This is a genomic window from Halobacillus sp. Nhm2S1, from assembly GCF_019599545.1.
Classification (GTDB): domain Bacteria; phylum Bacillota; class Bacilli; order Bacillales; family Halobacillaceae; genus Halobacillus.
In genome coordinates this window covers 240,807-253,544 of the sequence record NZ_JAIEZV010000002.1, presented here as the reverse complement: position 1 = coordinate 253,544, position 12,738 = coordinate 240,807, and the positions used below count along the sequence as shown (strand labels likewise).

13 protein-coding genes are annotated in these 12,738 nt (G+C 44.7%); 9 read left to right on the top strand and 4 right to left on the bottom strand.

Annotated elements, in window-relative coordinates:
* The first annotated feature begins 10 nt into the window (after nucleotides 1-10).
* Nucleotides 11-1,414, top strand: a complete 1,404-nt coding sequence (locus K2225_RS07825; protein ID WP_220584233.1) for an FAD-binding oxidoreductase — start codon at nucleotides 11-13, stop codon at nucleotides 1,412-1,414.
* A complete protein-coding gene (locus K2225_RS07820) occupies nucleotides 1,407-2,684 on the top strand; it encodes a (Fe-S)-binding protein (protein ID WP_220584232.1) in 1,278 nt (425 codons plus the stop codon). Before K2225_RS07825 ends, K2225_RS07820 begins: the two co-directional genes overlap by 8 nt.
* 181 nt (nucleotides 2,685-2,865) lie before the next feature.
* Here the strand turns inward: K2225_RS07820 and K2225_RS07815 are convergent, their stop codons facing one another.
* Entirely contained in the window at nucleotides 2,866-3,816 is a 951-nt protein-coding gene (locus K2225_RS07815; RefSeq protein WP_220584231.1) for a nuclease-related domain-containing protein, read from the bottom strand.
* Nucleotides 3,817-4,113: 297 nt separating this feature from the next.
* A complete protein-coding gene (locus K2225_RS07810; RefSeq protein ID WP_220584230.1) occupies nucleotides 4,114-4,971 on the bottom strand; it encodes a GAF domain-containing protein in 858 nt (285 codons plus the stop codon).
* A gap of 270 nt (nucleotides 4,972-5,241) precedes the next feature.
* On the opposite strand from K2225_RS07810, the gene K2225_RS07805 reads away from it, so the two are divergent.
* The 3 genes from K2225_RS07805 to K2225_RS07795 all read left to right on the top strand — a co-directional run bounded on the left by K2225_RS07805 (nucleotide 5,242) and on the right by K2225_RS07795 (nucleotide 7,547).
* The gene (locus K2225_RS07805; protein ID WP_220584229.1) at nucleotides 5,242-6,051 is read left to right on the top strand and encodes a glutamine ABC transporter substrate-binding protein; all 810 of its coding nucleotides are present in this window, start codon (nucleotides 5,242-5,244) and stop codon (nucleotides 6,049-6,051) included.
* Nucleotides 6,052-6,168: 117 nt separating this feature from the next.
* Nucleotides 6,169-6,825 (top strand): amino acid ABC transporter permease, encoded by a 657-nt coding sequence (locus K2225_RS07800; protein ID WP_115822824.1) that lies wholly within the window; start codon nucleotides 6,169-6,171, stop codon nucleotides 6,823-6,825.
* On the top strand, nucleotides 6,825-7,547 hold the full coding sequence (locus K2225_RS07795; RefSeq protein ID WP_146817064.1) for an amino acid ABC transporter ATP-binding protein: 723 nt from the start codon (nucleotides 6,825-6,827) through the stop codon (nucleotides 7,545-7,547). Before K2225_RS07800 ends, K2225_RS07795 begins: the two co-directional genes overlap by 1 nt.
* A 40-nt stretch (nucleotides 7,548-7,587) precedes the next feature.
* On the opposite strand, the gene K2225_RS07790 is transcribed toward K2225_RS07795, so the two are convergent.
* Nucleotides 7,588-8,553 carry a sodium:calcium antiporter gene (locus K2225_RS07790; protein WP_220584228.1) on the bottom strand — a complete coding sequence of 322 codons (966 nt, stop codon included), beginning with the start codon at nucleotides 8,551-8,553 and terminating at the stop codon, nucleotides 7,588-7,590.
* Nucleotides 8,554-8,957: 404 nt separating this feature from the next.
* The gene (locus K2225_RS07785) at nucleotides 8,958-10,151 is read right to left on the bottom strand and encodes a S8 family peptidase (RefSeq protein WP_255574324.1); all 1,194 of its coding nucleotides are present in this window, start codon (nucleotides 10,149-10,151) and stop codon (nucleotides 8,958-8,960) included.
* A gap of 466 nt (nucleotides 10,152-10,617) precedes the next feature.
* On the opposite strand from K2225_RS07785, the gene gvpQ reads away from it, so the two are divergent.
* The 4 genes from gvpQ to gvpN all read left to right on the top strand — a co-directional run bounded on the left by gvpQ (nucleotide 10,618) and on the right by gvpN (nucleotide 12,737).
* Entirely contained in the window at nucleotides 10,618-11,151 is a 534-nt protein-coding gene (gvpQ, locus tag K2225_RS07780) for a gas vesicle protein GvpQ (protein ID WP_220584227.1), read from the top strand.
* Nucleotides 11,152-11,173: 22 nt separating this feature from the next.
* Nucleotides 11,174-11,467, top strand: coding sequence for a gas vesicle structural protein GvpA (gene gvpA / locus K2225_RS07775; RefSeq protein ID WP_220584226.1), 294 nt, complete (start codon nucleotides 11,174-11,176; stop codon nucleotides 11,465-11,467).
* A gap of 92 nt (nucleotides 11,468-11,559) precedes the next feature.
* Nucleotides 11,560-11,820: a gas vesicle protein GvpO gene (gene gvpO / locus K2225_RS07770; RefSeq protein ID WP_220584225.1), complete on the top strand. Its 261-nt coding sequence runs from the start codon at nucleotides 11,560-11,562 to the stop codon at nucleotides 11,818-11,820.
* Nucleotides 11,821-11,831: 11 nt separating this feature from the next.
* The gene (gvpN, locus tag K2225_RS07765) at nucleotides 11,832-12,737 is read left to right on the top strand and encodes a gas vesicle protein GvpN (RefSeq protein WP_220584224.1); all 906 of its coding nucleotides are present in this window, start codon (nucleotides 11,832-11,834) and stop codon (nucleotides 12,735-12,737) included.
* Nucleotide 12,738: the final 1 nt, after the last annotated feature.

Genomic DNA, 12,738 nt, shown 5'->3' with positions numbered 1-12,738 from the left:
GAATCATCGTATGGAAAAGTGGTTGGAGGAACTGCAGTCTTTGCTTCCGGAAGGGCGTGTTTTAACGTCCTTGGCCGACCGTCATAGTTACAGTTTTGATGCTTCTTTCGGGGAACACCTGCCGGATGCTGTGGTTCAGGTAAAAGAAAAGCAGGAAGTCGCTGATGTTCTGAAGCTTGCCAATCGTTACAAAGTACCGGTTCACCCACGCGGTTCCGGCACTTGCCTGAGTGGCGGCCCTCTTCCTGTTCACGGCGGGATTGTTTTGGATATGTCGCAGTTCCCGGCGATCATTGACCTTAGTCCCCGCGACTTGACAGTAAAAGTGACGCCGAGTGTATTGACCGGAAACATCAATAAAGCCGCAGAAGAACACGGTCTGATGTATGCTCCGGATCCGAGCAGTGCTCATGTTGCAACGATTGGCGGGAACCTTGCGGAAAACTCCGGCGGCCCCCGCGGCTTGAAATATGGAGTAACGAAGGATCACGTGCTCGGGTTAGAGGTCGTAACTCCTGAAGGTGAAATCATTAAGACAGGTGGTCAAACGATCAAGAATGTCACGGGCATTGATTTGACGAAGCTGATCGTCGGATCAGAAGGAACGCTTGGCGTTATCGTCGGGGCTACGTTGAAGCTGATGCCGAAGCCGCCCGCTGTGCAGACGATCATGGTCGCTTTTGACGAAGTGCGAAAAGCAGGGGAAGCGATCTCTCAGACGCTGACATCAGGAATCTTGCCTGCCAAAATGGAGTTTATGGATCAAGCCTGTATTGTCGCCGTTGAAAACTTCCAGCCGGTCGGCCTGCCTGTCGATGCAGCTGCCGTCATCATCATTGAGCTGGATGGACATCCGGAAACGCTGCGTGTCGAGCGAGGGCTGGTCGAAGAAATTATGGAAGAGATGGGCGCGAAAGAAATCATTATTCCTAAGAGTGATGAGGAAGCGGCTAAGCTCTGGCATGCGCGCAAACAGGTGTCACCTGCTATTGCGAAAATTAAACCGACGAAAGTATCCGAAGACGCGACGGTTCCAAGGAGCAAGATCCCGGACTTTATGGACCGGTTAGAGCTTATTAAGGAGAAGTACGGTCTGGAAGTCGTGGCCTTTGGTCATGCTGGTGACGGCAATCTGCACCCGAATATTTTATGTGACAAGCGAAATGTGGAAGAGATGAAGCTTGTTGAAAAAGCAGTGGAGGACATGTTTCAGGCTGCTCTTGATCTTGGTGGCACACTTTCCGGCGAGCACGGCATCGGTACAATGAAGGCACCGTTTATGGAGCTTGAACTTGGAGCGGTCGGATTGGATATGATGAAGCGGATCAAGGATAGCTGGGACCCGAATGGAATCTTAAATCCGGGCAAAGTTTTTCCTGAAAAGGGGCAGAAGTTGGTGCTGCATCATGACTAGTTCACTGAAGGAACGCCTGAATTATGACAAGACGTTCGACTGTGTCCAGTGCGGCTACTGTCTTCCGGCCTGTCCCACGTATGAAACGATGGAAAAAGAAACCCATTCACCGAGAGGGCGCATCAATCTCGTGAAGATGGTTGCGGAAGGGAAAGCGTCTGTCGAAGATTTGAAGGAGCCGATTGAAAAGTGCCTTGGCTGTATGGCATGTACGACGGTTTGTCCGACCAACGTTCAATATGGAGAGATTTTTGAAGGAGCCAAACGCGTAATTGATGAGGAACGACCACGCGGGCTAGTAGAGGACTTCTTGTTTCAGTCGTTCTTTCCTTCTTCCAAATGGATGAATACATTGGGAAATGCGACTTGGATTTATCAGAAGAGTGGGTTGCAGAAAGTTTCCCAGCGGTTTGGATTGACGAGAAGAGCCCCGCTTCAGATTGATAAGTTTGAAGCAGCTTTACCGACGATGCCTGGACCGAAAAAGCGGCGTGCCCGTGCGGATCGTTATGTGCGTAAGCGGCCGGCTGCGGCAAAGATTGGATTCTTTAAAGGATGCGTCATGGACAGCGTCTTTTTTGAAACGAATCAGAATACGGTGGAGCTTTTACTTCGGAGCGGCGCGGAAGTTGTTTTCCCAGAAGCGCAAACGTGCTGCGGTGCTCTTCACGCACACACGGGAAAGGTCGATCAGTCAGTGGAACTTGCCAAGAGGAATATTGAAGCTTTTGAGGAAGAAGGCTTCGATTATATTGTGAATAATGCTGGTGGCTGCGGCGCGCGTTTGGTCGAGTATGAGCATTTGTTTGAGGAGGGTACGGAGTGGCCCGAGCGTGCGGAGCGGTTTGTTGATCGAGTGCGGGATATTTCTGAAGTGCTTGTCGAGTTGGACGGGCTTGTCTTTGAAAAAGAGCTTGAGAGGACTGTTACCTATCAGCCTTCCTGTCATTTGCGCAATGTACAGAAGGTGACGAGCGAACCGCTAGATTTGATTCGTCGCATACCTGGTGTTGAGCTGCGGGAGTTGGAGCGGCCGGAATTTTGCTGCGGATCGGCAGGCGTTTACAATATCGTAAACTATGAAGATGCCATGGATATTTTGGATGTGAAAATGCAGGATGTATGTGGCACGGGAGCTAGCGGTGTCGTGACTTCCAACCCCGGTTGTCATCTGCAGATGAAGCTTGGGGTGGAGCGTGAAGGTTTGGCGATGGATGCTGTACATTTGGTAGATTTATTGATGGAGGCTGATCCTAGGCCGAAGTGGTGAGGCGATCTCTTAGTGAGGTCGTCTTTTTTTGTGTGTGGAGTGTGCTTACCCTTGCCCATGCCCATGCCCTCTGGTATCGGTGGGTTTGGTGATTTTATCAGTGGCTTCGGTTGTTTTATCGGTATGTTTTAGAGTTTTATCGGTGACTTTGGAGGATTTATCAGTGGGTTTAGCTTATTTATCAGTATCTTAGAAAATAGACTCTAGATTTTTTAGTACCTTCATACCTCAAACTCACTTTTTTGAGTATTCCTTGAGCGACAGTAGGTGATTTAATGAGAAGAAAATCTCTTAAGCTTTTATTTGTAATCTTAGGACCCTTCAACAAACAGAAGTCTCGCAGTGCAGGGTGGTGAGCGGTTTTATCGTTGTGGCTGCAATGACTGCATTTCCATTGTCCATAATCCCAACCCACTGCTAATCGTTGGCAACTTGTACAAAACACCCCTTTTCTAATATCTGAATCGTTGATTGATAGTTCTTTCATATAATCGTAATTGTTGGGTGTATCCCCTTCCAAAATTTCTTTACTGAGCATTTCAGGAAGGGAAGTTGGAAGTCTGTCTCTGTTATGTTTTTGACGTATCTCGTCTACTTTTTCCGGTAAAGCGTCCGTACGGATTACGATATCGAGTGAAGGATCATCTGTGTTTATTGAAGTTCCAGGGTGGCTGTTGGCCACGAGGCAGTAAATGGGGATCACAGGAAAACCTTTTAAATGAAGCCATTGCTGCAATTGTCTTCGGTGACGCCGGACTTGAAGGACAGGGTCAGAAAACGTTTGAGCTCCATCATCCCATGTCCTCGATAGAAAGTTGAATCTTTGATTGTAGAACAATTCCCCGCCAATATTTTTGGCTTCAACAATCAAAATCCATTGGTCCGTCAAAATCAAGCAATCGATTTGGAAAAAGTGGGTGCCGTCATAGAGACGCAGGTGATGAAAGATTCGGTAGTTTTCAGGGAGGTAGGAAAGGGGAAAGTTTAGAGCAAGCTCGCCTTTGTGTCCGGATAAGCGATTTTTGAGTAGTTCTTTGACTTTTGGCAGTTGGGGATGGTTTGCATCGAGGCGTCGTTCTAATGCCTGCAGTTGTTCAATGTCTCTTGGAAATATGCGCTGCTTAATAATCATGGCATCCGTCCTTTCTACTTAATAGTTCGACAAAAAACAATGATTCCTATCTTATATTTCAGACCACCCCCTACCCATATGCTAGAATGAATGCAGCAAAAGTAAAAGAGGGATGAATTCGAAGAAGAGGAATTTTAACTATGAGGTTCCTATTGATGGCCAGTCAGGTGAGGTTAAAGAGTTTGAAAAAACACACGAAAATAACTAGTTTTGTAATAAATGGAGCTCCACCATTCGTAGGTGGAGCTTTTCCTATGAATGAACGTTATAAAACAGAACTCGCCGTCAAGACAGGCTTTATTGAGTTTCTACTAATTTAAAACCAATTGTTGAAAGAGCTGTCTGCAGGTTCGGAACGGTCTTCGGTTTGGTTTTAGTCAGCACATTGCTTTCAATTTCTTTCTGTGCTATTTCCGGGGTAATACCAGTCAACATTGCATCAATCCCCATTACTTGTAGAGCGTGAATCAGTTTCGGTAACATTTCGGAGAAAAATTGGTCCCGAACAACTAATCCGGAAAGATCAAGCACGAAATAATCGATATCCTGTTCTTTTCCATATCGAAGGGCATCCCCCATCAATTTCTCCGCACGTCCTTCATCGACGATGCCCTGAATAGGTAAAACAGACACTCCATCCGTGATAGGGATGATGGGTGCATTCATCAATCCCATATTATAGTGGGTCTGATCAAGTTCAATCATATGAGAAAGGACAGATGCAATGGTTTGTAAAAATTCGATATCTTCTTCGTTGAAGTTTTTCTCTTCTTTATCCATCACACAAAGTGTCCCGAACACATTCCCTTTCAGATCTTTCAGCGTCACACCAAGGTACCCTTTTACCTGTAAAAGGGCAGAAGCTTCCATTTCGTGAGTCAGTTTGTCTTCCATTAAATTGTTTGTTCTAAGTATGTGGTCTTGATCATTAATGATTAACCGGCAGTGACTTTCTTCGTAATCAATCGTAAATCCCTCGGGGACGATTTCCTCCTGCTTATTTAATGAACTCAGCACGGTCATGGAGTTTTCGCCTCGCATTGTGATGTAGGTTGTCTGGATATCGAGCCTCTGTGCGATGACCTCAAATATCTTTTGCGCAGCAGACTTGAGAGAATAATATGGCTCAGATCCAAAGTGATTTTCTTCCGACATGTAAAACCTTCCCTTTTACAAAAGTAGGAACTATCCCCTATTATACCCTATTACCCTTTATGGTTGAGATTAATCCCCTTTTTTCTTATTTTTTTGTCGTAATCATTAGTTAATTGACAAAATTTAAAGAAAATGTGAGCAATCATTCAAAAAGTTTAATAGAATCGCTATTTTCAGTCATAAAAAGCGTTAAAAGTATTATTCAGAAAATTTGCAAGAGTAGTAAAATTTGAGATAATAGAGTTCACATAATAAAAGGGGGAAAAATGAATGAAAGCAAAATGGTACTTATTCATTATGGTTATGGCTTTAAGTATGCTTCTTGCCGCCTGTGGCAGTGACAGCGAAGCCGGCACATCCGGAGATTCCGAAGGGGATTCCGGTGGAGAAACATACACAGTAGCGACGGATAACAACTTCGTTCCTTTCGAATTCATGAACGAGGAAACGGGTGAAATGGAAGGGTTCGATATTGATTTAATCAAAGCGATCGCTGATGAAGCAGGGTTCAACATTGAAATTGAATCCATGAAGTTTGATGGCGTAGTCGCTGGTATGCAATCCGGTCGTTATGACATCGGTATTGCTGGTATGACGATTACTGATGAACGTAAAGAGACCATCGATTTTTCTGATCCTTATTATGATGCTGGTCTGATGCTTGCGGTCAGCGCAGATAATGATGAAATTCAGTCTGAAGATGATCTTGCGGGCAAAAAGGTGGGGACTCGTTCTGGTACGACAAGTGAAACGTACATCAGAGAAAACCACCCGGATGCAGAGTTAATTACATTCCCTGGGATCGTTGAAGCTTATATGGACCTTGAGTCTGGTCGTTTAGATGCGGTTATGTATGACGTTCCTAACGTCCAGTATTACGTAGCCAATGACTCTGAAGGCTTAAAAACAGCGGGGGGCATTTTGCAGGGTGAGCAATATGGAATAGCCTTTCCTAAGGATTCCGAACTTGTGAGCGATGTGAATGAAGCCTTGCAGACATTGATTGATAACGGCACATATGATGACATCTACGAAGAATGGTTCGGTGAGCGTAAATACGGCACAGAATCTTCGGAGTAATAGAGAGAAGCTGATCAGAAAAGCGTAGCAAGTGATTGGCTTGTTACGCTTTTTTCCATGAATTGAATACTGGCATGAACTATAACACCATTCAAAACACAAGGAGAGAATACATATATGGAGTTCATTACGGAATCGCACTATTTTCGTGTCATGCCGTTTTTGCTTGAGGGACTGGTATGGACACTACTCATCACGTTCGTTGGATTAATTTTCGGATTCGTTCTCGGGGCCGTCTTTGGGTTTGCCCGTTTGTCGAAAAATAAGATCATATACGGACTTGCGACGGTTTACGTTGAAGCGGTTCGCGGGACCCCGATTTTAGCACAAATTTTATTCATCTATTTCGGTCTATCGGATCTAACCGGAATCAATATTGATAAAATTACGGCCTCCATCATAGCGATTGCCATTAATGCTGGTGCTTACATAGCGGAAATCGTACGAGGAGCGGTTTACTCGATTGATAAAGGACAGGAAGAGGCTGGACGTTCGATTGGTCTTACAAGAAATCAGACGATGCGTTACATCATCTGGCCCCAAGCTTTTAGAAGAATGATTCCACCGCTTGGTAACCAATTCGTCATCAGCTTGAAGGATACGTCCCTTTTCTCCGTCATCGCTGTAGGAGAATTGCTTTACATGGGACAACAGTATTACGGAATGACGTTCCAGGCCTTCCAGGCATTGACGATGGTTTGTGTGATGTACTTGATTATCACGGTACCGACTGCGGTGTATTTGAGAAGAGTTGAAAGGAGACTGGATGTGTAATGATTACCGTCAAAGATTTGCATAAATCATTCGGTTCCAACGAAGTGTTGAAAGGAATCAATGCAGAAATCAAAGAGAAGGAAGTGGTCTGTGTCATCGGGCCATCAGGTTCTGGGAAGAGTACGTTTTTACGGTGCTTGAACCTACTTGAGGAAGTTACTTCCGGAGAAGTCATCATTCAGGGGGACAACCTGACTGATCCTAAAATCAATATCAATGATGTCCGCTCTCGTGTCGGAATGGTGTTTCAGCACTTTAACCTTTTCCCGCACAAGACCGTACTTGATAACATTACGATTGGTCCGATTAAAGTGAAAAAAATGAAGAAAGCGGAAGCCGAAAAAGTAGCACGCCCGCTTCTTGAAAAAGTCGGCTTGAGTGACAAAGCGGACGCTTACCCCGAGAGTCTTTCCGGCGGGCAGAAACAACGTGTTGCGATCGCCCGTTCACTAGCGATGGAACCAAGCATCATGCTGTTTGACGAACCGACCTCAGCGCTTGACCCGGAACTTGTCGGGGACGTGTTAGCGGTTATGAAAGAATTAGCCCAGGAAGGGATGACGATGGTGGTTGTCACCCACGAGATGGGATTTGCCCGCGAAGTCGGGGATCGGGTCCTGTTTATGGATGAAGGGATCATCATGGAAGAAGATGTACCGGATAACCTTTTCGGAAACCCACAAAACCCTAGAACGCAGGAGTTCTTAAGTAAAGTATTATAGAAAAAATCCGCAGACGCGATGTCTGCGGATTTTTTAATGATCAGAATAGGAAATAAGAAGAAACAAAATACATCACTACGATAAGGAGGGAAGGTGCTGCATAGCCAGAGAAACTCTCAACCTTTTTCCTTACCATCATGAAAATCGTCAGTACCATCATCCCAATGAATAAAAGGGCGATCGGGAGGTTGCTTCCTGATGTCGCATTCAGAATCGGACCGTTTTGATAAAAGAGGTCAGTGATGGCAAGAAGCTGCAGGTTGAACAAGTTGCTCCCTAAAATGGAGCCTACCGCCATATCGTAATTCCCCATTTTGAACGCCACAAGTACGGTGACAAGTTCAGGTAGAGAGGTGGACGCAGCAATTAAAAAGCTCCCGACGAAGCTTGAACTCATCCCTGTTTGTTGAGCTAGTTGGTCCCCTGTGATGGAAAGCGCACTTCCGGCAGCGAAGACAACAATGGCACTGATGGCAAAACCAATACTTGCCGCTTTCAAGGTAACATCCTTCCCCGTGGCTGCTGCTTCATCCATCTCTTCTGTTTCATCATTTTCAAAGAAACGGACGGTCAGGATGTACAATCCGACAAGAACGAACATTTCAATTCCAATGTTAAAAAGGGAAAGGGTGGAACTCATGGATAAGGAGACGACCACCACCAATGTGAAAATGATCCCTGCAATCGCAGAAGGGAGATGCTGCTTAGACTCGATGCTGTTGAACATTTTGTGCTTGCGGTAAATGAGATCCACCGCAGCTAGAATCAATACATTAAACACGTTACTGCCGAGCATATTTCCCACCGCAATGTCGGGATTGTCGATGTACACGGCTGTTAAACTTGTGGTCAGTTCCGGTAAGGATGTAGCTCCCGCTATAAGGAAAGTTCCGACCACGGCTCCACTCAGTTTAGACTTTTGACTGATGACATCCCCGTAACGGTTCAGCTGTACGGCAGCTAGTACGACCACAACGGCTGAGACTGCAAATATGATAGCGTTCATCGTTTTCCTCCTCTGGATTGAGCCAATAAAAAAAGACCTTGGCCCTATTTTCGTGCAGGCCAAGGTCTTGCGTACTATAGTCATAGTTTGGTGAACCGAGTGTTCGCACACACTGAAATGACGATTCACCAACCGCTTTATACGGTCGCTACTCCCCTTGTTACTATTAATATAGCTAATTCCTGTGAAAAGGTCAAAGGAATAGTCTCCCAACTATGTAGAGGTTTCTTATCAGTGGGTTAGAAGCTTTTATCGGTGAGTTTTTGGACTTTTTCGGTGAGTTTAAAACATTTATCGGTGGATTTGATGCTTTTATCAGTGACTTCTATGACTTTATCAGTATCCTAGACCTCTCTCTCTAGTATCTAACATAAAAAAAGCGGCCGGGTGGCCGCTTTTTCAGATTAATAGTTTACTGCATCATAAGAGTTGATGACACCGTGTTCGAAGTAGTAGCCCGTTCCGTAGATCGGATCAGCCGTTTGTTCGATAGCGGCGCGGATGTTGCTGTTGGAGCGCCCTTGAGATGCAAGCAATCCAGCCAGCCCAGCTACGTGAGGGGATGCCATGGATGTACCGGACATGTAGGCATATCCACGGTTAGGAACCGTAGAAGCGATGCTGACACCAGGTGCTGTTACATCTACCCATGTTCCGTAGTTGGAGAAGGACGCCTTATTGTTGTTGCTATCGACGGCACCGACGGCGATGACATTTGCATAGGAAGCCGGCTCAAACGTTGTGGATACTCCATCGTTACCTGCAGCGGCAATGACGACTGAACCTTTATTCCAAGCATAGTTGACGGCATCTTCAAGCGTTTGCGTGTCACAGTTACAACCAAGGGAAAGGTTGATGACTTCTGCTCCTACGTCAGCAGAGTAACGGATCGCATCAGCGATGTCATACAAAGAACCGCTGCCATTTGCATCAAGTGCACGGACGGCTAGGATTTTTGTGTTTGGAGCCATTCCAGCAACACCAGAACCGTTGTTTGTTTCAGCGGCAGCTGTTCCTGCAACGTGGGTACCGTGATTGTTCAAGTCCATTGGATCATAATCGTTGTCTACAAAGTCATAGCCTTTGATGGTTTTCCCATCAAGGTCCGGGTGATTGTAGTCAACGCCAGAGTCGATGATGGCAATCTCCTGGCTGCTGCTTCCGCGGGTAATATCCCAGGCAGCCTCTGTGTCTGTGTTTTGTGGACCGTACTGGTATCCACTATAGTAAGTATCGTTTGGTGTCCATGTTGCCTCGAAAACGTAGTTTGGTTCAGCATATTCGACATTTGGATTTTTACTTAGGGCCTTTGCTACGGCTTCTACGTTTCCGACTTTAAGTACTTTTACTTTGGAATCCACGAAAGAACGTTCTTCCGTAACTTCTTTTGCTCCGAATTTCTTCAGTTGTTGGTCATTCAAGGACTTGCCGTTTTTGAATTTAACGACCACTTCCCCTTTAATGAACTCCCCTTTTTCTTCCTGTACGTTGACTTTGTTCAATGACTCCGGTTGAGAATCAGCGAACGCCTGCCCTGTTGTTGGCAGGATGGCTAATGTTGCAGCCAATGATAGTGTTGCTAGTTTTTTGAACTTCAAATCTATTCCTCCTTAAAAGTTTATACTCTAGTAATTCTAATGTTTTCGCCGTTTTCCTTCAAAATACGGGTTGGGATAGTTGGATAGATCTGAGGCATTTAAAGGATGTTTTGCAGACGGATATTCCCAAGTTTTTGTGAGGTAATAGGTACTTGAGGCTTATTTATATGTAAAAAAATGAAAAAAGAAGCGCGCTCCTCGTTTAGACAACGCTTACAGTAAATCTTTTGTAAAAGATTGTAAACAAGTGAGCGTAGATATTTTTAATCATAATGTCAATTTTGTAAAGGAGTGTCTTCGACTCTTATCTCATAGTCTTATAGATTTAGATGTCTCGTAAAATTGGATGTAATTCTTACCATTTTTTAAGTTTTTTATCAAGCAAAGGGTTTTATAAGGCTATTCGTGGGAAGTAAGTGTAGAAACCAGCCAAAAATTATATACAAAAAGTAATGGGGTGGTGTGGATGTCTCATTTACGAAATGGTCAGGAGGACGACCCCTCTATTCTTGATCAAGTGGAAGGAGGTTTGAAAAAGTCTGCGGCTGCGCTCAAGGAGAAGCTGCCAAATCCGGTTCATAAAATCATTCGGAAAGCAGATGACCCGCAAGAGGCGACTGAACATGCCAGGGATGAAATGAATGATCAAGCAGGAGATTTTTTCCGTGAGCAATTCAAAAAGCAGATGCAGTCCCAAATCGAGGAGATGAAGAAAGAGCTTCAGGAAAAAACTACAGCGAACGCTGATCATGTTCATTCAAAGGCCGAGGAAGTAAAGCGAAAGGTTCAGGAGCATTTACTTGAGTTCAAAGAAAAACTCGGCTCGGTTCAAGAATCTGGAGAGCAGATGCAGCGTTCGATCAGTGAGAACAGTTCTTCAAGCGGAAGGATCAAGGGAGCCAACGATATCAAAGGGGTCTCGTCTATGAAAAGTTCCGCTTCTATTAAAGGTCCTAAAGATATCAAAGGGCTAGCGAGTATAAAAACCTATCATTCGTAAGCACAGAAAGGGAGATTTGAAAATGGCTATTCAAAAATCAACAGATAGTTCAAGTCTTGCAGAAGTGGTTGACCGCATATTGGATAAAGGGATTGTCATCGACGCGTTTGCCCGCGTATCGGTTGTAGGGATTGAATTGATTACAGTGGAAGCAAGAGTTGTCATTGCCAGTGTAGATACATGGCTCAGGTATGCAGAAGCTGTCGGTTTGTTACGGGATGAGGTAGAAGAGGAAGGACTTGGAGGCCGTCTAGGTGAAGAAAACCAATCGTCTTCATCCTCTTCGTCCAATGAACGTGGAGAATTCAGTATTTAATAAGGGAATCGGATGGAATCTTTTTTGATTCCATCTTGTTCCTATATTAAAGAGGAAAGTAGATTCATAGGAAAAGAGAGGGATACACCGCTATGAAGGTCTTAAATGAAGTGACCGATTTTTTCAATGAAAACATTGCACCGCCACATAAAATTATATCTGCACGAAAGAAAGACCAGGAGTGGCGGGTATTAGTCGAAGTAATTGAAGAAAAGGAATATATGAAAAAGTATGCCCGAGATCAAATGGTAGGGTTATATGAAGTTTTCCTTGATGAAAACAGTGAAGTGACAGGTTTTTCCCGCTTGAGCCTCAGGTACCGCAGCGACATTGAAGAACAGGTCGAGCAGTAGGAGGAGGGCTGATGAGTGTACTTAAACAAAGCAGTGAACGCTTATCCACTAAAAAAGATGTTTATGAACTCCCCTTCTTCAAAAGCTTAATCCGCCGTTCTTTGAACTATTTATCTGCAGGTTACCCCGTTCATTATACAGGGCCACCAGGGATCGGGAAAACGACCCTTGCTATCCATGTAGCCAAACGAAGAAAACAGCCGGTGACTTTGATTACAGGGAACAAAGATTTGACGAATAACGACCTGATCGGTGCTTATAAAGGGTACAGCCGGAAGAAACTGAATGATAACTTTGTCAGGACCGTTCAGAAGATAGAGGAAAATGTTACAGAAGATTGGGCGAGCGGTCATCTTTATGAAGCGGTTAAACATGGACATACCGTGGTGTATGACGAGTTCACGAGGTCAAGTCCTGAAACGAACAACCTGTTCTTATCTGTTCTCGAAGAAAAGATCCTGCCCTTATATGGTTCAAAAAGCAAGGATTCACACATCAGGGTTCACCCGGACTTCAGGATCATTTTTACAAGTAACCCCGCTGAGTACATCGGGGTGTATGATACGCAGGATGCACTGATGGACCGAATGATTTCCATTCCGTTGAATGTGCTGAGTGTGGAAGCTGAAGTGGCGATTGTGATGGAGAGGGCGAATATCAAACAGAACAAAGCAGAAGCGATTGTTCGTTTTGTAAGAGGTGTAAAAGAAACGATGGATGAAAAGAAGGGACGTTTGAGTCTGCGTGCTTCCATTATGATTGCGGACATGGCTGAAAAAACAAACGTCTGTGTGGATGGAAAGGATAAAGCGTTCCAAAACCTTTGTCTGGATCTGACTTATTTTTCGGTCTTATCCATGATAGAGGACGAAGAGAAAGCAAGGGAGATTATTCTCAATCAATGCAAAAAGGTATAGG

What these genes read in the sequence shown, in the direction of transcription:
- gvpQ (WP_220584227.1), top strand. Translation starts at nt 10,618, where the DNA reads ATGTCTCATTTACGAAATGGTCAGGAGGACGACCCCTCTATTCTTGAT.
- K2225_RS07810 (WP_220584230.1), bottom strand. Translation starts at nt 4,971, where the DNA reads ATGTCGGAAGAAAATCACTTTGGATCTGAGCCATATTATTCTCTCAAG.
- K2225_RS07800 (WP_115822824.1), top strand. Translation starts at nt 6,169, where the DNA reads ATGGAGTTCATTACGGAATCGCACTATTTTCGTGTCATGCCGTTTTTG.
- gvpN (WP_220584224.1), top strand. Translation starts at nt 11,832, where the DNA reads ATGAGTGTACTTAAACAAAGCAGTGAACGCTTATCCACTAAAAAAGAT.
- K2225_RS07820 (WP_220584232.1), top strand. Translation starts at nt 1,407, where the DNA reads ATGACTAGTTCACTGAAGGAACGCCTGAATTATGACAAGACGTTCGAC.
- K2225_RS07790 (WP_220584228.1), bottom strand. Translation starts at nt 8,553, where the DNA reads ATGAACGCTATCATATTTGCAGTCTCAGCCGTTGTGGTCGTACTAGCT.
- gvpA (WP_220584226.1), top strand. Translation starts at nt 11,174, where the DNA reads ATGGCTATTCAAAAATCAACAGATAGTTCAAGTCTTGCAGAAGTGGTT.
- K2225_RS07795 (WP_146817064.1), top strand. Translation starts at nt 6,825, where the DNA reads ATGATTACCGTCAAAGATTTGCATAAATCATTCGGTTCCAACGAAGTG.
- K2225_RS07825 (WP_220584233.1), top strand. Translation starts at nt 11, where the DNA reads ATGGAAAAGTGGTTGGAGGAACTGCAGTCTTTGCTTCCGGAAGGGCGT.
- K2225_RS07815 (WP_220584231.1), bottom strand. Translation starts at nt 3,816, where the DNA reads ATGATTATTAAGCAGCGCATATTTCCAAGAGACATTGAACAACTGCAG.
- gvpO (WP_220584225.1), top strand. Translation starts at nt 11,560, where the DNA reads ATGAAGGTCTTAAATGAAGTGACCGATTTTTTCAATGAAAACATTGCA.
- K2225_RS07805 (WP_220584229.1), top strand. Translation starts at nt 5,242, where the DNA reads ATGAAAGCAAAATGGTACTTATTCATTATGGTTATGGCTTTAAGTATG.